At 42.3% G+C, this 21,999-nt stretch carries 19 protein-coding genes and 1 pseudogene; 16 read left to right on the forward strand and 4 right to left on the reverse strand.

Translation table 11 applies throughout. The features are described 5' to 3' along the window. Positions 1 to 83: 83 nt before the first annotated feature. Entirely contained in the window at positions 84 to 467 is a 384-nt protein-coding gene (locus NSU11_RS01720) for a UPF0715 family protein (RefSeq protein ID WP_342493760.1), read from the forward strand. 192 nt (positions 468 to 659) lie between these two features. After that, complete coding sequence (locus tag NSU11_RS01725) at positions 660 to 1,418, forward strand: YqcI/YcgG family protein (protein WP_342493761.1); 759 nt, start codon at positions 660 to 662, stop codon at positions 1,416 to 1,418. Here NSU11_RS01725 and NSU11_RS01730 read toward each other — a convergent pair. Then, complete coding sequence (locus NSU11_RS01730) at positions 1,413 to 2,729, reverse strand: amino acid permease (RefSeq protein WP_342493762.1); 1,317 nt, start codon at positions 2,727 to 2,729, stop codon at positions 1,413 to 1,415. The two genes, NSU11_RS01725 and NSU11_RS01730, sit on opposite strands and share 6 nt — an antisense overlap. A gap of 112 nt (positions 2,730 to 2,841) precedes the next feature. Here NSU11_RS01730 and NSU11_RS01735 point away from each other — a divergent pair, with 112 nt between their 5' ends. Next, entirely contained in the window at positions 2,842 to 3,438 is a 597-nt protein-coding gene (locus tag NSU11_RS01735) for an urea carboxylase-associated family protein (RefSeq protein ID WP_342493763.1), read from the forward strand. A gap of 198 nt (positions 3,439 to 3,636) precedes the next feature. Then, complete coding sequence (nadE, locus tag NSU11_RS01740) at positions 3,637 to 4,458, forward strand: ammonia-dependent NAD(+) synthetase (protein WP_024424335.1); 822 nt, start codon at positions 3,637 to 3,639, stop codon at positions 4,456 to 4,458. Positions 4,459 to 4,614: 156 nt separating this feature from the next. Here nadE and NSU11_RS01745 read toward each other — a convergent pair whose 3' ends face one another. Continuing rightward, positions 4,615 to 5,193, reverse strand: coding sequence for a hypothetical protein (locus NSU11_RS01745; protein ID WP_126268974.1), 579 nt, complete (start codon positions 5,191 to 5,193; stop codon positions 4,615 to 4,617). Positions 5,194 to 6,291: 1,098 nt separating this feature from the next. Further along, a pseudogene (locus NSU11_RS01750) lies at positions 6,292 to 6,621 on the reverse strand (NucA/NucB deoxyribonuclease domain-containing protein); the annotation flags it as partial. A gap of 305 nt (positions 6,622 to 6,926) precedes the next feature. Between NSU11_RS01750 and NSU11_RS01755 the strand changes: the two are divergent. The 7 genes from NSU11_RS01755 to NSU11_RS01785 all read left to right on the forward strand — a co-directional run bounded on the left by NSU11_RS01755 (position 6,927) and on the right by NSU11_RS01785 (position 14,887). Further along, on the forward strand, positions 6,927 to 7,784 hold the full coding sequence (locus NSU11_RS01755; protein ID WP_342493764.1) for a citryl-CoA lyase: 858 nt from the start codon (positions 6,927 to 6,929) through the stop codon (positions 7,782 to 7,784). Next, positions 7,781 to 9,214 carry an aldehyde dehydrogenase family protein gene (locus tag NSU11_RS01760; RefSeq protein WP_342493765.1) on the forward strand — a complete coding sequence of 478 codons (1,434 nt, stop codon included), beginning with the start codon at positions 7,781 to 7,783 and terminating at the stop codon, positions 9,212 to 9,214. Before NSU11_RS01755 ends, NSU11_RS01760 begins: the two co-directional genes overlap by 4 nt. 9 nt (positions 9,215 to 9,223) lie before the next feature. Continuing rightward, the gene (aroD, locus tag NSU11_RS01765) at positions 9,224 to 9,997 is read left to right on the forward strand and encodes a type I 3-dehydroquinate dehydratase (RefSeq protein ID WP_197172462.1); all 774 of its coding nucleotides are present in this window, start codon (positions 9,224 to 9,226) and stop codon (positions 9,995 to 9,997) included. Between the two features lie 38 nt (positions 9,998 to 10,035). Further along, the gene (locus tag NSU11_RS01770; RefSeq protein ID WP_024424331.1) at positions 10,036 to 11,796 is read left to right on the forward strand and encodes a thiamine pyrophosphate-binding protein; all 1,761 of its coding nucleotides are present in this window, start codon (positions 10,036 to 10,038) and stop codon (positions 11,794 to 11,796) included. Positions 11,797 to 11,819: 23 nt separating this feature from the next. Next, entirely contained in the window at positions 11,820 to 12,200 is a 381-nt protein-coding gene (locus NSU11_RS01775; protein WP_024424330.1) for a cupin domain-containing protein, read from the forward strand. Positions 12,201 to 12,325: 125 nt separating this feature from the next. Beyond that, entirely contained in the window at positions 12,326 to 13,528 is a 1,203-nt protein-coding gene (locus NSU11_RS01780; RefSeq protein ID WP_024424329.1) for a CoA transferase, read from the forward strand. Positions 13,529 to 13,573: 45 nt separating this feature from the next. Next, entirely contained in the window at positions 13,574 to 14,887 is a 1,314-nt protein-coding gene (locus NSU11_RS01785; protein ID WP_024424328.1) for an MFS transporter, read from the forward strand. A gap of 244 nt (positions 14,888 to 15,131) precedes the next feature. Here the strand turns inward: NSU11_RS01785 and NSU11_RS01790 are convergent, their stop codons facing one another. Further along, positions 15,132 to 16,490 (reverse strand): hypothetical protein, encoded by a 1,359-nt coding sequence (locus NSU11_RS01790; RefSeq protein ID WP_149126017.1) that lies wholly within the window; start codon positions 16,488 to 16,490, stop codon positions 15,132 to 15,134. Between the two features lie 148 nt (positions 16,491 to 16,638). On the opposite strand from NSU11_RS01790, the gene NSU11_RS01795 reads away from it, so the two are divergent. The 5 genes from NSU11_RS01795 to NSU11_RS01815 all read left to right on the forward strand — a co-directional run bounded on the left by NSU11_RS01795 (position 16,639) and on the right by NSU11_RS01815 (position 21,930). Continuing rightward, positions 16,639 to 17,412 (forward strand): IclR family transcriptional regulator, encoded by a 774-nt coding sequence (locus NSU11_RS01795; protein WP_149126016.1) that lies wholly within the window; start codon positions 16,639 to 16,641, stop codon positions 17,410 to 17,412. Positions 17,413 to 17,497: 85 nt separating this feature from the next. Further along, positions 17,498 to 18,055 carry a shikimate kinase gene (locus tag NSU11_RS01800; RefSeq protein WP_003214270.1) on the forward strand — a complete coding sequence of 186 codons (558 nt, stop codon included), beginning with the start codon at positions 17,498 to 17,500 and terminating at the stop codon, positions 18,053 to 18,055. Between the two features lie 344 nt (positions 18,056 to 18,399). Further along, complete coding sequence (locus NSU11_RS01805) at positions 18,400 to 19,347, forward strand: dihydrodipicolinate synthase family protein (RefSeq protein WP_024424325.1); 948 nt, start codon at positions 18,400 to 18,402, stop codon at positions 19,345 to 19,347. 77 nt (positions 19,348 to 19,424) lie between these two features. Then, on the forward strand, positions 19,425 to 20,432 hold the full coding sequence (locus tag NSU11_RS01810; RefSeq protein ID WP_024427258.1) for a LacI family DNA-binding transcriptional regulator: 1,008 nt from the start codon (positions 19,425 to 19,427) through the stop codon (positions 20,430 to 20,432). Between the two features lie 121 nt (positions 20,433 to 20,553). Next, on the forward strand, positions 20,554 to 21,930 hold the full coding sequence (locus tag NSU11_RS01815; protein WP_025092801.1) for an MFS transporter: 1,377 nt from the start codon (positions 20,554 to 20,556) through the stop codon (positions 21,928 to 21,930). The last annotated feature ends 69 nt before the right edge of the window (positions 21,931 to 21,999 follow it).

Consider the following 21,999-nt stretch of genomic DNA (forward strand, 5'->3'; position numbering starts at 1 on the left):
GTCTGTTTTTTTGTAAGGATTGACAGACATAACACATTCTTGAATAATGGTGGAATATAAAATGGATTGAAGGAGCTTCTGCTATGCGTATGTTTCTGCCAGTATTCAATTATTTGTGTATGTTGATTTTATCAGTCATCACAGCAACATTCGTTTATACGTTTTTATTTATGCCGCCTGAAGTGGGCTTTAGTTATGTGGAGATGATCAGTCTGTTCATTTTGCTTGCTTATGTCATTTTTGCTGCACCGATTCAGTTTGTTTTACACCGGCATCCTAAAAGGTTTCGAAGCCGTGACTTATTGATTTATTTTATTGCGGCCTGGGTGGTTTGCTCGGCTTTGGCTTTATGGATTGATTATGGACTTGTTGTGTTCATCAGCTATAAAGTTTATTTGTTTAGCTTCTGCGCAGCCCTTATTTATTGGGTGCTGGATTCCGTCTTTTTGATGAAGAGCCGTTCGTAGGAATGACGAAAGGCGCTCTATTAACTTACATTAGTCTGATCCTGCATAATAGAATAAGAGGAACAAATACCTGCTCCATTTGAATGGAAATCCCCATCTTGTCATGTGCAAGGAAAGTCGTGGGAGGACAGTCACCACAGCCATTTCCACCTCATAGGCTGTGGAGAAGACGCTAAAACGAGGTGGAAGGAAATGGCCCAGCTGTATGCAAAAAGTTGCCTTGATCAAAACCTACGATCACTAGAAGACTGGAAGCAGGACGCTTTCACAAAATTTGGCGAGATGGTAGGAGATGAAGCAGATACATTCCCTTGTGTACCCGGAAGACAAGGATTTTTTCTCGATCATTTACGCTATGGGTTTGTTGGTGACCCGAGGGAAGAGGAAGCGGTGGATGATTTAGCCCAGCTGCTTAGAGAATATCAAGGCTGTGCGAAAGAAACCGGTCAATATGCTTCATTTATCTGTTTTTTTGAAACACCACAGGACTTAAAGGAAAGTTCGCTTGAAGAGTTTGAGCAGCAGTTTTGGTCGCTGCTTCAACGGCTGCATCAGAAAGATGAAATGCCATGGCCTGAGGATATACCGGTGGACCCTCATCATCATGAGTGGGAGTATTGCTTCCAGGGTGAAGCGTATTTTATTTTATGTTCCACACCTGCTCACAAGCTCAGAAAAAGCCGCCACTTCCCTTATCTCTTGATGGCGTTTCAGCCTAGATGGGTATTTGAAAAATTGAATGGATCGACCAAGTTTGGACAAAAAATGAGCCAGCTCGTTCGCAAGCGGCTCAAAGCATATGATGAGGTCAGTGTTCATTCATCATTAAAATGGTACGGTGACCAGGCCAATCATGAATGGAAGCAATACTTTCTCCCAGATGAAGAGGCGGAGAAGCCAGCCTCCGCCAAATGTCCATTTACTGCATTAAAAAACATGATGAAATTATGATGCGGTCTGATCCTGCTTCCACTTTTTCCTCATAAATAGCACCATGATGGCAATCACTGCAATGATCCCAAGGCTGATAAAAAAGCCAGGTCGTCCGCTTGCCTCTGTTAATGTGCCTGAAACGGCGGCTCCAATTAAGAGCAGCGCAAGAATCATTTCGCACGTTTGGCGAGTGGATGGCTTGGATAGCTTTTTACTTGAGAACAGAATAAAGATCCATGTGTACAGCAGGGTAAGACCAGCTGCTGTTGTGAGATGCTCGTAGATGTGTTTGGACAAAAAGAGTGCAAGCAAAATTGAGACAATTAAGCCAGCGGCAGTTAAGATAATCGAAGACCATCTTACATGAGATGGATCTTTTTGCTTAAAGCAAGCAGGTGCATCTTGATGCTCTGACATCGTGCCGAGCAGTGTTGTGACCGCATAGAGAGAGGCAACCAATGTCGAAAAACCTGCAATAATAAAAATGCCATTAAAGATATGAAGAAAGATCGATAAATGAAACGGCTCTAATGAAGTAATAAATGGACTGCTGTTCTCATTAAAGGCTGTCACTGGGACAAGCAAGAGAGCAAGTCCGATCGAGACGATATAGATGACCGCTAGAATGATCAGCATGACACGTCCAGCCTTTGCCGCATCCTTCGGGTCCTTTAAATGAACCGCCATCAGCCCCATGACTTCAATTCCTCCAAATGCATAAAACGCGTAAATCAAACCATTCCAAAGACCAAGCGGACCAAGAGGCATCCATTCGTGATCCTTGTTAGGCAGATGCAGGGTCGGTTTATGCTCTGTCAAAATGCCGAATAACACAAGCACCGCAAGAATCATAAACAGAAAAATCGCCGCTGTTTTCAGTACCGCCAGAACATTTTCTGTCTTTTGAAAAGAAGAAAGCCCAATGATAATGACGAGCAGGGCAAGAGCGGAATAAATCGCAGAAAACACCCAAAGCGGAATATAAGGAAACCAGTGGCGGGTAAATAGAGAAATGGCTGTTAACTGACTTCCTGTTATCAGCATTTCTGCAAACCAATACACCCAGCCATTGCTAAACCCTGCCCAGCGTCCATATGCTTTACGAGCATAGGAACAAAACGACCCTTTATCAGGGTTATCAGCTGTCATCGCAGCCAAATGTTTAAAGACGAGATATGTTCCGACCGCAGCAAGCAAAAAGGAAATGCAGACGGAATAACCGGACTTTGTAATGGCGATGCTGGAGCCGAGGAAGAACCCAGTGCCAATTGTACAGCCGACTCCGATGAGAGAAAGCTGCCACCAAGATAAAGATTGTTCTTCTTTCAATGCAAGTGCAACACCTTTCTATTTCAATGACATTAGCTTGTGACCGCCTCTTTTTTTTATACATGATTATGGGGACGTTTTGGGCATACTGTCATGGAAAGGAGTGCATGTGATGAACGGAGAATACGTCATTTTACCAAAGGGTAGACACGGCTTTCGTTTAGGAAAAGGCCAATGTATGCGAGTGGTTGATGTCGAAGGCCAGCAAGTAGCAGATGTGATGGCCTATCATGAAAAGGATTTTTATGAAAAATTTGACCAAGGTGCGACAATGGACAGCCTATTTTCATCCAAAGTGAAAAAAGGCGATAAGCTCTATTCTAATTTATATAAACCGATGTTTACGATCATTGAAGATACAGTGGAATGCCATGATTTATACATGCCCGCCTGCCGGCAAGAAATGTATCAGCTTTTATACGGCCGGACGCACTTGGAGGTCATGCATACATGCTACGACAATTTGCGGACTGCCTTTGAGCCCTTTGGAATTCCAAAGGAGGATATGTATTATCCTTTTAATGCCTTTATGAATACAGTCATTGATGAAAAAGGAAAGCTGTCTGTGGAGCTGCCAAAATCGCTGCCAGGTGACTACATTCGCCTGAGGGCTGAAATGGATCTCATTGTGGCCGTGTCCGCTTGCCCTGCTGATATTGGGAAGTGTAATGGTTCAAGCTGTACATCTATACGGGTAGAAATCGATTAAAAAAGAAAAGGACCAGTCCATAAAGACGTGGTCTTTTTCACTTGTGAATGTTTGATCATCTAAGAAATAGGGGAACGTCTAACAAAATGTTCTTGATGAAAACATGGTATAATGGAGATTCAAAAAACGTTGTTAAATCAATGAATTGTGTGTAAAACCTGTTCTCTTCATGTAGAGGATGCTTAGGAGGAAAAGTGTATGAGTTTGCAGAAAAAGATCAGCCAAGAGTTGCATGTGCAGCCCTCAATTGACCCAAAGCAGGAGATCGAAAAGCGGGTTGGATTTCTAAAGGAATACTTGAAAAAAACCGGGGCAAAAGGATTCGTACTCGGCATTAGCGGCGGGCAGGATTCAACGCTTGCCGGACGTCTTGCACAGCTTGCTGTCAGTGAGCTTCGTCAAGAAGGAAAAGAGGATGCAGTCTTTATTGCGGTACGCCTTCCGCATGGTGTGCAGCAGGATGAAGATGATGCACAGCTCGCTCTATCATTTATTCAGCCAGACAAGTCGTGGAAATATGATATTGCACCTGCCGTATCAGCATTCAGTGATCAATATCAAAAGGAAACGGGCGGACCATTGTCTGATTTTAATAAAGGGAATGTCAAAGCACGCATGAGAATGATCGCACAATATGCTGTCGGTGGTGAGGAAGGATTGCTTGTCATCGGTACAGATCATGCAGCCGAAGCAGTAACCGGCTTCTTCACGAAGTATGGTGACGGCGGTGCAGATGTTCTTCCGCTTACAGGTCTGACAAAACGCCAAGGCCGTGCGCTACTCGAAGCGCTAGAAGCGCCGGAGCGCCTGTACTTAAAGAAACCAACAGCTGATCTGCTGGATGATAAACCTCAGCAAACGGATGAAACAGAGCTCGGCATTACGTACAATGAAATTGATGATTACTTAGAAGGAAAACCAGTGTCAGATCAAGCAGCAGAAGCGATTGAAAAGCGCTATGTTCAATCAGAACATAAACGCCAAGTACCCGCTTCCATGTTTGATGACTGGTGGAAATAAAAAAGACCTCTCCAGAAGATGGAGAGGTTTCAGGCTGTCGAGAAAATCTCGACAGCTTTATTTTTTTCCTTAAAGTTTCCATCTCCAAATTTTATAATAGAGATAAGTCCCACTAAAGGAAGTGTTTTTTCTTATGTTGTTGCTTAACAATAATTTTTAAGGTATTTTTACAGTATATGCTAAATTAACAAACATAATATTTACGCCTACATCAACTTTCTTATATTTGTTTTTAACTGCCCATGCAACAGCACCAGAAGTTCCAGCAGTAATAGCCGCAGCGGCTCCAGCACCCCATGGTCCAGCAGCAGCAATTCGACTTGTGTACCAACCGATATATCCGGCTGCAAATCCACCTGCTACTATGGCATTCATGCTTCTAACTTTCGGTCCTAATTTGAGGTGTAAACCTACAAAACCTAATGTCTGCATGTCACCTTTTTTCTCATTCTCTTCAAAGCTAAATTCTTCTGATTTCATTGAAGTCATTAGTAGACTGTCGTGTTCTGAAATTCCCATTTCCATAAGGGTTTCTTTATCAGCTGTAAAATGAATATTTCCATCCTTATCTAATTCGAAGTAATTAGATAGTTTCTCTGCTAATTCCAATTGTTTTTTATCTACACTGACTGGAGGGGTCTCATTATTACCTTGACTTGCATGACTAATCATTGGAGAAGAGAAACCAAATGTAATAGTAAGCACACATAACACTACTAGAAATTTTTTAAACATACGTACTACTCCTATTTGTTTTTTGGGGTAACGCATACATGATATTTCCTTCTATTGGGGTGGAATACTTAGAGGTTAAGGAGAGTAATAAAATGTATTTATTCTTATTCACTTTGATTTATTGTGTAATCACACAGATGTTGAGTTTTTCCTTTGAGATGTCTTTTGGTGTGTACTTGATAGGTTTAGCTTTAATCAAAGGACTTTCCAGTGGGGAAATTAAAGACATCTTTAATTTCAAAAAGACAAGGGACGTGTTCAAAGAAAACAGATTTATAGATTCTTTGATGGAATTGTTTTCTTTGGTAATAGTGTTTATTAATGCATACATAATTGATTATGAACCATTCTCTCCCTTTGAGTTTGTTTATACTTTTTTCTTGCTTGTAGTTCTGTACAGGTTCCTATTTTGGGGGATCATAAGAGAGTCTAAAAAATGGTTGCATAAAGAGTCATAAGAGACATGGGCTTATAAAAATCACTCACTTTCTTTGATATATTCCAATGCTACCATTTATTTCTTTATAATTGGTAATGTGATGGAAATTTTATTTTTCAGTTGCGGTATCCGCAATTAAGGTTCTTTTAATTGGGAGGAGAAATTTCGAATAGAGAAGAATTAGATTATCAATTATCGCTAATGAACAGGCTGGAGAGCCTGTTTTTTATTTCTTAATATTATGTTTTTGTTGAAAAAATTCCATGCTTCATTATTTAGAAGAACTGGCATTAGAGTCCGCAGAATTTTATACTAAATGTGAGCGTATGGAGGAATCTGTATATTTGTATCAGCAAATGGTGTACGCTCAAAAACAAATTCGAAGGGGCGACTGTTTGTATGAACATTAGAAAAAGCTTTGTTTTAGCTGGTCTTGCAATCATGATGTTGGTTGGTGGTTCATATCTGAATCATACCGAGACTGCTATGGAGTTGGCTATTCGATTAGGTACATGAAAAATAGCAGACCTTTTGGGTCTGTCTATTTGGAAATTCTTCTGGAACAACGCCAATGCACTAACAGACACTCAGAAAAAATCCCTTCCAATTGGATAGGGATTTTTTGAATAAGCTGCGATCTAATTCAAAGTTGCATAACCCTAATCAACAACAAACAGTACGGCCGTTCCATCTTCGTATTCATTTAGTTGATGGGACACCCAAGATCCCGCACCTCGATTGTCTGAAGGAGATATTTATTCTATATCGGCTCCTGCACTGCCTTCTTCACACATAGCCATAGGGAATTCATCTCGATCATATCCCCTTTTTGTTGGTATGTTTTTCAATGATTCTTCTCTATTTTTATCGGCACCATCTTTATCAATCGTGCAGACGGCAGAAGCGCCCTTTTTTATAGCATTTTTTATGTGTCGTGCTGTTTCTGGATACTTATCAGTCGGAAACTTCAATTTCACATCATACTGAGACCTCTCCAGAAGAAGGAGAGGTCTTTTTATGTCGAATTGGGTTTGACAAAATAACCAAAAATTCATTAAATTAGTAGAACGATATACTTAAGTCCATTTAACTAAATATCGATTTTCTAGATCGAAAAAAGTAAACATAATTAGTTCGATTCACTTAATTTCACTTCTATTGACAGTATTTTCAGAAAAAATAATTGACGAATAAAAAGAATGCGCTTACAATGAAACCACATTCCGAAAAGTGAAATTAGATTCCACTGGATGGAATAAAGGGGTGGTTCACCTCCAAATAAGAAGCTAAAGGAATGATTCACACAATGAAAAATCGAAGTGCACTGGAAATTTACAAAGAGGGAGGCGCTTGGTGGGAGACTGAGATTAGTCATATTCAAAAAAATTCAATTGAAATTCGAGGGTATCCGATTGAAGAACTGATTGGTGAATTGTCGTATCCACAAATGCTCTATTTACTGCTTGTTGGTGAATTATTGGATGATTCAAAAGCAGCTCTTTTTGAAAGTGTTCTTGTCGCAGGTGCGGACCATGGACCAAGAGCGCCATCTATTGCAGCAGCTAGAATGGCGGTGACTTGCGGCATTTCGTTTAATTCCTCTGTAGCAACAGGGGTGAATCTATTAGGTGACATTCATGGCGGAGCCGGAGAGAAGGCCATGCGTATGTTATACGAGGCTAAAGCGATCTACGATGATCAAAAGGATATACACTCTGCCGCAAAGCAAGTGTGTCAAACATGGTTAAATCGCAAGGAAAAAATCCCGGGAATCGGACATCAGCTTCATGATGATGATCCGAGGGTGAGACGTCTATATGAGCTGAGTCACACATATGTCCAGCAAGGTGTTATCAGCGGGACATATTTACGGTTAGCCGAAGCGATTAGACATGAGCTTGAACAGCTGAAAGGGAAGAAAATCACGATGAATATAGATGGTGTATCTGCTGCCATCCAATGTGAATTAAACATTCCAGCAGAAGCAGCAAAAGGCATTTTTTCCTTATCCAGAGGAATGGGCATCGTGGCGCATGCATATGAGGAGCTGACAAAGGGAGCCCTCGTGAAAGGACCTTGTCCGAATGAAGAAAGATTGGTTCGTTATGCAGGACATGGAACGCGGCACTTGAAGGAGGGAGAAAAAATTTGAGTGGTTTAAAAGCATTGTCATATATAAACGGCGAGTGGCTGGATACCGGTCGTGTGAAAACAGATATCATCAATCCTTACTCAGGAGAAAGGATCGGTACATCCTATCTCGCCTCATCAGAAGACATAGAACAAGCACTTTCTATTGCGCAGCATGCTAAAAAACAAATAGCGGGAATATCGGCAATCGAACGCTCAAAGCTTCTAACAAAAGCAGCCACCTTGCTTGAAGAACAAAAAGACCATTTTGCAAAACTGATTTCGCTAGAATTAGGCAAACCGCTTAAAAATACAAGAGATGAAGTTTCGCGGTCAATCGAGACGCTGGCGCAGTCGGCGGAAGAAGCGAATCGATTAATAGGCGAGACCATTCCTGGCAATGTATCATCCCGTGGACAGGGAGCAATGGCCATGACATTTAAAGTACCAGTCGGAGTTGTGCTGGCGATTACCCCTTTTAATGCACCGCTCAACTTAATTTGTCACAAAGTCGGTCCGGCCTTTGCGGGAGGGAATGTCATCATTTTGAAGCCTGCACCGCAAACATCAGCTGTTGCCACAGCGTTTGTCGAACTCCTTCTCGAAGCAGGATTTCCTGAGGCTGGTTTGCAGCTTGTGATTGGCGGGGTCGACGCCGGGAAACAGTTAGTCACTGATGATAGAACGAATCTCATCTCTTTTACCGGCGGGGCTGCCGGAGGCGAACACATTACAACCTCTGCGGGATTAAAAAAGGTACTGCTCGAACTCGGAGGGAATGGAGCGACGATTGTTCATCACGATGCAGATATTGAACAAGCCGCATCCATGTGTGCCAAAACAGGCTTTAGTAATTCCGGTCAAAGCTGTATTTCTGTTCAAAGAATTTATGTCCACCAGGAAATGATGCCGTCGTTTACTGAGGTATTAAAACAAAAAGTAGAGCAGCTTGTTGTTGGAGATCCGCTGTCCAGTGAGAGTGATATCGGCTGTATGGTCGATGTTCAGGCCGCGCAGCGTGTTGAGACATGGATACAAGAGGCAGAGAGCATGGGTGCCCAGCTTTTATGCGGGGGGAAAAGAAATGGAGCGAGCATCACACCGGCTATTTTGCTAAACCCTCCGAAACAGGCCAAGGTCGTCTGTGAGGAAGTGTTCGGCCCAGTTGTCAGCATTCTCCCTTATGAGGAGCTGGAGGAAGCGATTAAAGAAGCAAATGATAGCCGATATGGTTTGCAGGCAGGGATCTTTACGAATCAGCTGGATGTGGCATTATACGCAGCAAAAGAGCTTGAAGCTGGCGGGGTTGTCATCAATGGGACATCGAATTTTAGACTGGATCATTGGCCTTATGGCGGGATTAAACGAAGTGGCCTTGGAAGAGAAGGTCCGCGTTTCGCCATCGAGGAGATGACCGAAACCAAAATGGTCGTGCTTCCAAATGGTCTGTGAAAGGGGCGTATGGATGTGAATGCATTTCAGCAAAAGGTAAAAAGTGTGCAGGCAGGCGGTCAGCCAATGATTTGTACGCCGCTCATCGGACAAACAAAGGAAGAATTGTTTCATGAGGTCGAGGTGTTAACAGAGAAGAAGCCTGATGTGATAGAGTGGCGGGCGGATTTTTTTCATCACCTTCATGACAAGGATCAAGTGATAGAAACCCTTAAGGGAATGGTAGAAAAGGCAAAGGGCATCCCATTTTTATTCACCATTCGTTCTGAAAAGGAGGGAGGCGAAAGGATATCACTCTCAGAATCTGAGAAGGTTTCTCTGCTTGCCGAACTTTGTTCCACACAGCTTGTGGACGCCGTTGATTATGAATTAATGCATGATGTGACACATATACAGCAAGTCAGTCAGGCAGCTAAAAGACATGGCGTTACCTTGATTGTGTCGTATCACGATTTCGATCGCACCCCTGAGGTGGATCGCCTCGTGCAGCTATTCGTCAATGCAGAATCAGTCGGCGCCGATATCGCAAAGATCGCAGTGATGCCGCACTCCTATGACGATGCATTAACACTGCTCTCGGCGACCAGCCTTGCGAAAAAGCAGCTGTCAATTCCCGTTATTTCGATGGCGATGGCGGAATACGGGGCTTTTACAAGAATGATTGGCGGGCTTTTTGGTTCTGTGATGACCTTTGCTGTAGGGAAAGAAAGCTCAGCTCCCGGGCAAGTGGCGATACAGGATTTGAACAATGTTCTATCTATTGTGTTTTCAAAGAATAAGTGAGTAGCAGATTCATAGCTGCACCGTGAGAGGAGAGAAACATGAAGAAGAATATTTCTACACAGGTTATTCAGTACTTAGAAAATCGGGGAGTCGAGCATATTTTCGGCCTCTGTGGTCATACGAATATTGCTTTTTTATCAGCGCTTGAAAAAAGCTCGATTCAATTTGTAAATGTCAGACATGAACAGATAGCGGCACATGCAGCAGATGGTTATGCGCGGGCGAAGAAACAGACGGCTGTTGTTCTCAGTCATCTAGGACCTGGACTCACCAATGCCGCAACAGGGGTAGCGAATGCAGCACTTGATTCCATTCCAATGGTTGTTATTGCAGGAGATGTCCCAAGTCACTATTACGGAAAGCACCCACACCAAGAAATCAATCTTCATTCCGATGCCTCTCAATACGAAATTTACCGGCCGTTTGTGAAAAGAGCATGGCGAGTCGATATTCCAGAATTATTTCCAGAGATTTTATCAAAAGCATTTCAGTTAGCTGAAAGCGGCCGTCCTGGCCCGGTGCTTATTTCTGTTCCAATGGATGTGTTCTCAAAAGATTTAGATGTGTCCCTGTTTGAACAAATCAACCATCATACACACACCATTGAAAAACCTTCTATCGATGATCAAACGGCCAATCGGATATTAGATCGATTGCTGCAGGCAGAAAGGCCGCTCTTATATGTTGGGGGAGGCATTTTATTAGCTGATGCCGCTGAAGAACTAAAGGCATTTTCTGACCATCTAAGTATCCCTGTCGCCCATTCTTTGATGGGGAAAGGAGCCATGCCGGATGATCACCCAATGACCCTTGGAATGACAGGGTTTTGGGGGACGAAATTTATCAATGATCAGTGCAAAGAGGCGGATTATATATTGGCTTTAGGCACTCGTTTTGCTGAAGCTGATGCGAGCTCGTGGGAATCGGAGTATACGTTCAATTTCCAATCAACCAAGCTCATTCATATCGACATAGATCCGAATGAAATTGGACGTAACTATCCTGTTGAAATTGGAGCAGTAGCCGATCTTAAGCAAGCCTTGACCGTACTCAATCGCGTGGCGAGAGAAATGCAGCCAGAAGGTATCGATCGCCCTGAACTGAAAAAGGACATTGCGGCATATCGTGAGGAATTTCAAAAGAGCAATCTGACGAATATTCAAGATGAATCCTTCCCAATGAAGCCGCAGCGTATTTTGCAGGAAGTGCGGGAAGTATTGCCGCCAGATGCCTTTATTACAACGGATGTTGGCTGGAACAAAAATGGGGTTGGACAGCAATTTCCAGTGTTGACGCCAGGAACCATTTTAACGCCAGGCGGCTTTGCAACGATGGGATTTGGAGCCCCTGCCGCACTTGGGGCAAAGATTGCCCAGCCTGACCGTGTTGTTGTGTCACTCGTTGGAGACGGCGGCTTCGGTCAAAATCCATCCGTTCTCGCAACAGCCGTTGAAGAGAACATTCCTGTTGTGTGGATTGTGATGAATAACAGTGCATTTGGCACAATAGCCGGCTTGCAAATGGCGCACTATGAAACGACGTACGGCACTGTTTTCAGAAAAGATGGAGAAAGCTATTCACCGGATTTTGCTGTCATTGCGAGAGGTTATGGAATGAAGGGGATTAAAATCACCTCTGCTTCTGAATTCAAAGAAGCTTTAGCTGATGCCATTGCTTCTCAGGAGCCTTGCGTTATTGATGTAGCAATGAAAAATGATCCTGTTCCTACGGATGGACATTGGAATATTAATGACATTTATTCACCAAATTCAAAGCGCTCACATGTCAGCGTGAATTAATCAAAACGAGGGAGGAATTAACAATGAAAATTAAAGTATTGAATCCGTTTCAAGATGGGAACCCATTATGGTTAGGCTTAGATCGTCCAGAGGAGCAAATGGTTCGAAAGGTATTTCAAACCATTACACCGGATACAGTTGGTTCAGAACATATGATGGCGGGTCTCACCATTTTTGAACCAGGGGAAGCAAGTTCAGTGCACAATCACCCGGGTTCAGAGGAATTTGATTTTGTGATTAAAGGATCTGGCGAAGTCATTTGTGATGGAGAAAGGCAGTCCTTTAAACAAAATGATTTTATGTTCATTCCTGACGGTGTCCCGCACCAGCATGTCAATACAGGAGATGAACCTTTATGGCTCATTTGGCTCTACACACCGCAAGGGCAGCTTCCAAAGGATTAAAAACCTGCACCGGTAAGCCCTCCTTTTGAATCATCAGGGCTTTCCGGGTCAATTAGAAAGATGAAAAGGGCTAAAATTAGGAATGATTTTAGCCCTTCATCACTTGAATGAAAGGGAGTCAAGCAATGAATATGAATACACCGCTCGAAGGAATAAAAATATTAGACGTCTCTACGATGATTGCTGCACCCTATGGCGCGGTGCTTCTAGGGGATTTTGGAGCAGAGGTCATCAAAGTCGAGATTCCTGGCAAAGGCGATACGCTGCGGCATGTCGGCCCTTTTGCAGATGGGGAACCACTTAGATGGTCTGGTCTCTCACGGAATAAGAAATCCCTTACACTGGATCTGCACAAAGACGAAGCAAAAGACATTTTTAAAAAACTTGCGGGCCAGGTCGATGTGCTGATTGAAAATTTCCGCCCTGGAACACTGGAAAAATGGGGCGTTGGGTACGATGTGTTAAAAGAAATCAACCCTCGTTTAATTATGATTCGTGTATCGGGTTATGGTCAAACGGGCCCGTTTAAGGACAAAGCCGGATTTGGAACACCAGCGACGGCGTTTAGCGGCTTTACATATATTCAAGGGTTTCCAGACCGGCATCCAGTCAGCCCTTCCTTTTCTCTCACTGATTATATTGCTGGCATCTATGTGGCGTTTGCTACTGTGACAGCGATGTATTACAGGGATACACATCAAGAAGGAACTGGGCAAATGGTGGATTTGGCCCTCTATGAATCTGTGTTTCGTATGTTAGAGTTTTTGGTTGCAGAATATGACAAGCTTGGGAAGGTGCGTGAGCGTTCACCGGGGCTGAGCGGACATTCAAGCCCTGCCGGCACCTATGAGACAAAGGATGGTCATTATTTGGTTCTTGTGACGAGTACAGATTCGACCTTCAATCGATTGGCAGAGGCGATGAATCGATTAGATTTACTAGAGAATGAAAAATTCGCGGTCAATGCATCCAGGCTGAAGCATAACAAAGAAATGGATGCGATCGTCTCTGAATGGATCGCATCGAAAACAAGGGATGACGTATTAGAAATTTTAGATACACATGGTGTTCCTGTGAGCCCAATCTTAAGTATTCGGGATATTTTTGAGCATCCGCAATTTAAAGCACGAGAGAATATCGTCGAGGTGCATCACCCTCGTCTTGGAAAAGTGAAGGTGCCTGGGATCATTCCAAAGTTTGAAAAAACACCTGGAAGTATCCGTCACATTGCACCTGATTTGGGCGAACATAATTATGAGATTTTAACAAATATGCTTGGCTTAACAGAAGAAGAGTGTAAGCAGTTAGAAGAAAAAGGGGTAATTTAATACGCTCAACCGAACCGCACGCTGCGGAAACAAAGGAGGATGGTTATGAAAGTGCATTCAGAACTGCAGGGGAATGAATTGCAGCCCGCATATGTGAAACCAACGAAAGCCCGTTTTGGCATATTGATTCTGTTGTTTTTTATTACCGCTATTAATTATATTGATCGAGCCAGTGTATCCATTGTTGCTCCTGCAATTCAATCTTCATTGCAATTAAATCCTGCCTTATTAGGCTTGATTTTTTCAGCATTTAGCTGGACATATACAGCAATGCAAATACCAGGCGGTTTTATTCTCGATAAATTTGGCTCAAAGGTAACGTATGGGATATCACTCGTTACTTGGTCTATTTTCACAGGCTTACAGGCGTTTGCGAACAGCTTTGCCTTTTTATTCGGCTGCCGTTTGTTTATTGGGATTACAGAATCTCCCGCTTTTCCTGCAAATAACCGTATTGTCACCACATGGTTTCCAAGGCGGGAACGGGCTTTTGCAACAGGTGTTTATACTGCTGGAGAGTATGTGGGTCTTGCATTTGCGACACCTCTTCTATTTTGGATCATGACGACTTTCGATTGGAGAACCGTCTTCATTACGGCAGGTGCGCTCGGTATCATATTTGCTTTCTTTTGGTACAAGTATTATCACGAACCGAAAGAGCATCCGAAGATAAATGAAGATGAGTTAGAATTAATCCGGCAAGGCGATGGGCTGACAGTCGCATCACAGGAGAAGCTGAAATGGGCAGACTTTGCCGCCCTTCTAAAATATCGTAAATTGATCGGGCTTTATATTGGCCAATTCTCTGTTGCGTCTACCCTTTTTTTCTTTTTAACATGGTTTCCGACCTATTTGGCAGAGGCGAAAAATATGGCGTTTCTCAAGGTAGGTTTTGCTGCTTCTCTTCCTTATATTGCTGCCTTCTTTGGGGTCTTGTTTGGAGGTTATGTATCTGATTGGCTGCTTAAAAAGGGCGTATCAGTGAATGTAGCAAGAAAGCTGCCAGTAGTGGTTGGCTTGCTAATGACGAGTACCATTGTTTTAGCAAACTTTACAACAAATATCCCGCTTGTGCTGACCATTTTATCCATCGCTTCATTTGCGCAAGGATTGTCTAATATCTCTTGGACGATGCTGTCTGAGGTGGCACCGCGGGAAATGGTTGGGCTGGCTGGCGGCGTATTTAACTTTTTTGCTAATTTAGCTGGGATCATCACTCCGCTGATTATCGGATTCATCGTGTCGGCGACAGGCTCTTACAATGGAGGTATTTTATTCGTCAGTTTAGTTGCTTTAGGCGGGGCATTGTCGTACATCTTTATCGTAGGTAAAATTGAACGTATTCAATTAAAGCCATAGAGAGAAAGCAAAAGAGAACTCAAGGGTGAGTTCTCTTTTCAGCGTGTAGACAAACCCTCGCATTCTTTGTCAGTCCTGCGTGCTGGTGCTCACGAATATTAAATTCGCTCCGCGCCCGTGCTCGTCCTTCCTAGACTTCAAAGGTTTTCTATCACGCTGAAAAGAAGACAAAGGGCTAAAATCAACATCATTTTAGCCCTTTGTCAACAATCTGAAAAGAGAACTCAAGGATGAGTTCTCTTTTTTATGTATAAAAGATAACGGTGATGATCGCTGCACATGCGATACCCATGCTGATATAAAGGCTGGCAAACCATATATTCCAGCGAGTGATACGGTAAGGGTTGACCTTCATCAAATCAGCTAATAGGGAGACAGAAACATTAAAAGGACTAAACATAACAGTTGATGTGCCAGCAACGATCAGCATGATGGCAATGGGAAGAGCAGGCAGTTCATGGATGACTGGTGCCATCATACTCACTAACAAAGCAAGTGAGACGAGCGGGTGAAAACCGCAAAGGGCGGTGATCAGAAAATACAACCCAATGACACAATAAACCCAAATGGCATGGTCTGATATACTGACAATAAATGCTTGAATCGGCTGCATACTGTTTGTCGCAAGGAGCATATCGACAAAGAAGCCTGCACTTAAAAATAGACACATATAGTTGGAGAGCTGACGGGTTCTTTCTTTCCAATGAGGCACAGAGACAGCGATATATTGTTTTCTTTTTTTGATAACAGAAGAGAATAATAGAGCAAATGGAATAATCGTCAGTACTACAGCGAATAAATAGCCTTTCCCAATCCATGCATCGACAAGTGAGACGACTGTCATAAAACCTAGCAGCATGAAAGCGAGCTGAAGGGTTTTTCGTTTAATTCGATGAGGATTGGCGCTTGTTTCTGAAGACTGAATGATGTTTGGTAATCGTTTGCTTTGACGAGAAAAAAGCATCCAATCTATCGCCAGTACGACGACCATTAAACCAAAAGTAATAGGTGCAATTTGATAATATTTTAGTTTGGTTGCATCAATGGTGACGCTTACCAGCACTTCAACAGGACTCCAGCTTAAACATAATGCATATGACCTTAAGAGGTTGCGTGTATAAAGATGTTGTTTCACTTGTTCTTTTAGGGATTCAAGCGACGGTTTGAGCGATGTATAGAGTAAGGGAATCGTCGCGATATTTAAAAACATGCCGAGTATATGAGTGACAAATGAACTCTTGCGATAAAGCTGATTTGAGCTCGTTGTATGCAGTGTGAGCAGTTTATTTAATTGTGTATCGAAATGTCCAACATGTATGAGAGAATGAATAAAAGGCAGCATGAAAAAGAGAGAAAGCAAGCCCAGCATGGAATGAAAGTGAAGAAAAAACGTGTGCAAAGGCTGGCCGGATAAGAAGAATAAGAACAACCCAATGATGAGAAATACAGCACCTGTTTTCAAATAAAGCCCGCTTGCTTTCTTAAAAGAAATGGTGAGCGAAGCAGCGGCCAGCAGACCAACAAAATAGGAGAGTATGGGAGCAGGAAATAGTTGATGAACTATATATAGACTGATAAGAAGTGTAAAAACGAGCAGGTACATTCAAATATCTCCTCCATCAAATATCTTCAATTGATTTTATTCCGTCTGGTGGAATTTGTTTTCTTTTAATGGAACGTTTAAAATGGATTATAGCAAAATCGATCGTTGATGTCGATAAGAAATCAAAGGGGAAAAGGAGAAAGTGAATATGGCTGATAAAAAGTCAAAAGAAGAATCAGGACTGCGTACAGTTCAGCGTGCTTTGGATATTCTTTATTGTTTTAGTGAAGAACGTCAAGAGCTGACGCTAACGGATATTTCAAAAGAGATGAATTTAGCAATGTCTACGACAACGAGACTGCTCAAGGCACTTGAAATGAATCATTTTGTGGAGAAGAATCAAGAAACAATGAAATACCGATTGGGTCAAAGGCTTTATCTCCTCGGATACATTGCAGGGAAGTCCATTAAATTGAGGGAACTGGCTAAGCCACTCATGTACTCACTTCGTGATGAAACAAAGGAAACCGTCAACCTGTATGTACTGGATTCAACAAGCAGGGTTTGTATTGAACAAGCGGAAGGGCTGCAATCGATTCGGCATCTTGTCAAGATTGGTGAAAAGCTGCCATTGTACGCAGGTGCAGGCGGAAAGGTATTATTGGCATTTCAAAGTGAAGAATTTCAACAAAAAGTATTAGCGTATGAGGCTGATCATGTGATGAAGGGTGACTGGCAAAAGGAACGTAAACATATTCTTGACACATATACTTCTTGCAGCATCGATGAACGCGAGGTAGGATCAGCGGCAGTAGCGGCACCAATCTTTAACATTCATGGTGAAGTGAAAGCCTGTTTATCCATATCTGGTCCAACCCATCGGTTTACTGAAGAAGTCATTCCTCAGCTGCAGCAAAAAGTGAAAGAACAGGCACAGCGGCTTTCTGAACAGCTCGGCTACGTCGTCAAACACAATTTTTAAGATTGCCTATCTTTTCGCGCTCCATTTATCATATAATAGAAACATTATGTAGCATTCCTTGTCGTAGGGAGGACGTGTCACGACCATGAAAATCAATAGAGAAATTCCTGTAAGACAGCGGAATATTGTCCTCATTGGCTTTATGGGTGTTGGGAAAACAACCATTGGGCAGCTGGTTGCCAAAAAGCTATATAGAGATTTTATTGATGTCGATCAGGAGATTGAGAAAAAGTACAACATGACGATTCCAGAGATGTTTCAGCAAAAAGGAGAAGCATTCTTCAGGCAGGCTGAAAAGGATTATATCGTCGATTTATGTGAACATACACAGCTCAAGATTGTTTCCCTTGGAGGCGGTGCATTCAAACAGGAAGAAATCAAACGCGCCTGCTTGAAGCATTGTACCGTTCTTTTCCTTGATCTATCGTGGGAGAATTGGAAGCAGCGGCTTGATATTTTAATCGAAAACCGCCCTGTTCTTCACAACCGGACACTTGATGAGATGAAAGAGCTGTTTGAAGAGCGCCGGGAGATTTATTCTCTTCATAACTCAAGAGTGGAAACAGATCATTTAGAGGCTGAGGAAGTCGCCAATTATATTGTGGACACACTCAAGCTTGGCTGGGATTTATATTCGAAATAAAAAAAGTCTACCGTTGAGGGTAGACTTTTTTTCTATTGAATTCTTTTCCTTCGTACATATGATGATGCTTTGACAGCCAAAATGTATTTATCCTTTTTTTGGTGTGCAGCCGTTTGGAAAAAGCGGTGATTCTCCTTCAATCAGTTCATGGTGATGAGGCTTTTGATATAGATCATTTTCTTTTTCGGAAAAATAAAATAGTATCTAAATTTTAATAAGAGTTTTTTGAATTATGATAATATTTAAAAAATAATGTTGACATCTTCCGTGAGGACATTCTATGATTGTTTACGTAAACGCTTACGGTAAACGTTTACTATAATCGAATGGGGAGGAATTTGTTGATGAAAAATAAAGAAAAATGGAGCGGTGTATTCCCGGCGGTCTTAATTCCTTTTAAAGATGACTATTCAATTGATGAACCTGCTTTTCGTAAGCTTGTTCGCTGGGTGGCGGAGCACGAAGGAATTAACGGGATTGTTGTCAATGGACATACTGGCGAGATTATGACTTTGCTGCCACATGAACGAGCTGAGGCTGTGCGTATTGCAGCCGACGAATTAAAAGGGGAAGTACCTGTCATTTCCGGGGTTTCAGCTGAAGGGACAATTGAAGCGATCCAGCATGCAAAAGCAGTTCAAGAAGCTGGCGGAGAAGGTATCCTTCTCATGCCGCCGCATTCATGGCTGAGATTCGGTATGCAGCCTGAATCACCTGTCCAATTCTTTAAAGATGTTGCTGAAGCGATTGACATTTCAATCATCGTCCATCAATATCCAACTTGGACAAAAACCTCATATACAACGAATCAATTACTAGAAATGTCGGAAATTGAAAATGTTGTCTCATTCAAAATTGGTCAAAGAGACATGGCACAATATGAAGTCGATGTGCGCGCACTGAAAAAGCATGCACCAGATGTATCGCTGCTCACATGTCACGATGAATATTTATTGCCAACATTAGTTCAAGGGATTGATGGGGCGCTTGTCGGTTTCGGCTGTTTTGTGCCAGATTTGATCGCTGAACTTGTGAAATGTGTGGAAGAACAAGACCTTGCAGCAGCTAATAAAGTGTACGATAGAATCTTTGAATTAAAGCATGCTGTATATAAAATGGATGAACCTTCCTCTACCTCTCATCTGCGAATGAAGGAAGCGATGTTCCAGAGAGGTTTGATCAGCAGTTCGCTTGCTAGAAAGCCGGTATTACCTTTAACTCAAAAGGAAAAAGAAGAGATTCGCCAGGGCCTTCAAAGTGTTGGTTTGCTTAAGGAAAACGTCAGTAGATAACAGACCATTGATTTCATGATGAAGGTGAGTCAGGTTATAATAGGGTATAAAACAACAGACTCCCGGAGGTATGAAATGTGTCAGTAAGTATTAAAGATGTAGCATTGAAAGCAGGAGTGTCTATAGCCTCTGTTTCCCGAGTATTAAGTGGTAAACCAGGAGTAGGCGCTCAAACGGCTGAAAGAATCAAGCAAGTGATTGATGAGTTAGGCTACCGCCCTAATTTAGGAGCGAGAGGGCTCGTGAAAAGAAAGACTGGGAATATCGCTGTAGTGGTTCCCCGCGGTTCATATATTTTGAATAATCCATTTTTTTCAACGATTTTAGATGGCATAGCGAAGGAATTAGATGAGACCGAATTCAATATGCTGATGTCATTTACATCTGTGCAGCAGCAGCGGTTACTTGAGACGCAGGCTGTAGATGGTGCCATTTTATTTTCTCCAAGAAATGAAGAATTGAGCATGGATTGGCTAAAAAGTTTGGCTATTCCCATTATCGTTGTCGGAAGTTACTTAGAGGATTCACCATTTCCATGTGTCAGGCCGGATGATGAAGAAGGTGTTTGTCAATCTGTAACGGCCTTATTTGATAAAGGCCATCGAACCATTGGGCTGGTCAATGGTCCAATGAGTTCGATGCATAGTGTGAGGTATTACAAGGGGTATGAGCGCACACTGAAACGTTTAGGATTAACATTGAACAAAGAGCTTGTGTTTGAGTTAGATGAATTTGATGGGGGAAAAGTAGTAGAAGTGGTTTCTCAATTTCTCCAAGGAAACCAGCACATGACTGGAGTTGTTTGCTCTTCAGATTTTTTGGCGATAGGGGTCATGAAAGCGGCAGAAAACGCAAATGTTTCAATACCTCATGATTTGTCTGTCGTTGGTGCCGATGATGTGCCCATTGCAAGTTTCCTAACCCCTTCTTTATCTTCTGTTCATGTTGATTTAGTTGGAATGGGAAGAAAAGCTGTTTCTTTACTAACACAGTTATTAGAAGGAGAACAGTTAGAGGCGATGGAACATATCTTCCCTATGTATTATATAGATCGGGGTACCACGGGAACGCCAAAAAAGATTTGATAGATGCTGAAAACTCGTATGAACGCTGCAGAATTTCAGCTTGATTTAAAATGTAAGCGATTTCTTAAGCGCTCTTCGGCATGTACTTTTGCATCATTTCCTCTAATAAGGAGGAGATACCATGACGTTAGAACTCAGCGGAAATTCAAATTCTCAAGGTGGGCAAGTTGTTGATAGAGCTTCACAACTATTGACTAGGATGGAAAGTGTACCTTTTTCGAGATGGCATTTAAAACCTCGAATCATTATGGGATCTGCTACTTTTTTTGATGCTTTTGATGCGCTATCTTTAGCGTTTGTTCTCCCGGTCCTCATCGGCATGTGGAATTTATCACCTGCTCAAATTGGCCTTCTTATTGGGTCTGGTTATATAGGACAAGCGATTGGTGCTATTTTCTTTGGGTGGTTAGCAGAAAGGCGCGGCCGTGTATTTAGTGCAAAGTGGACGGTGTTCCTCATGTCTATTATGAGTATCGCATGTGTATTTTCAGGTAATTTTATGGCCCTTTTTATTTTCCGCTTTATACAAGGGATTGGAGTTGGAGGAGAGGTGCCGGTAGCAGCCTCATATATTAATGAGTTGTCCCGAGCCCAAGGAAGAGGCAGATTTTTTATGCTTTATGAGATGATTTTTCCATTAGGGTTAATGATCTCAGCTCAAATTGGGGCATTTGTTGTACCTAGCTTTGGGTGGAAATGGATGTTCTTGATTGGAGGCATTGGAGGTCTAATCGTCTTTGGATTCTTTTTCATGCTGCGTGAATCGCCAAGGTGGCTTATTTCGAAAGGCAGGTTAGATGAAGCCGAAAGAATTATTGAAGAAATTGAAGCTAGTACTGACAAACGAATGCCTGTCGCAAATCAAGTATCCAGCAGTACTGAAAAAGGCGACTGGAAAGAGCTATTTTCAACTTTTTACCGTAAAAGAACATTGGTCGTATGGGGACTATGGTTTTCTGCCTACTTTGTATCGAATGGTTTAAATAACTGGTTACCGAGTCTTTATAATACTGTTTACCATTTGCCAGTTGGAGATTCATTAAGGGCAGCATCTCTCACAAATATTTTACAGACCATAGGGGTATTCGCTTGTGCATTTTTAATTGATAAAGTGGGACGGAAGCGCTGGGCAACCATTGCATTTGTATTAACAGGTGTTTTATTAACGGCTTTATGGATCAGCGGAGCGACTTCACCAGAAAGCGTCATCTATTTAGGATCTGCTGCTTACGGAATGATGGGGACAATTACAGTTCTCCTCTATCTATATACACCTGAAATTTATCCGACACGTATGAGGGTGATTGGAACGGCATTTGCTACAGCGTGGCTTAGACTGGCCTCAGCGATCGCTCCTATTATGATAGGTTTTATTTTAGAGGTAAGCGGTGTTTCAACTATTTTTATTCTTTTTGCAAGTGTGACGGTAGTGGGAGCAATTCTTGCTTTTAAAATGATCGAAACGCGCGAGAAAGTATTAGAGGATATTGCACCGTAAGTTACGCATGCAGGGAAGAACTTATTCCAAAGAGGGTAGGTTCTTTTTTTATTCAGAGGATCTAAAATG

This window comes from Bacillus sp. FSL R5-0712 (assembly GCF_038593285.1).
Classification (GTDB): Bacteria; Bacillota; Bacilli; order Bacillales; family Bacillaceae; genus Bacillus; species Bacillus safensis.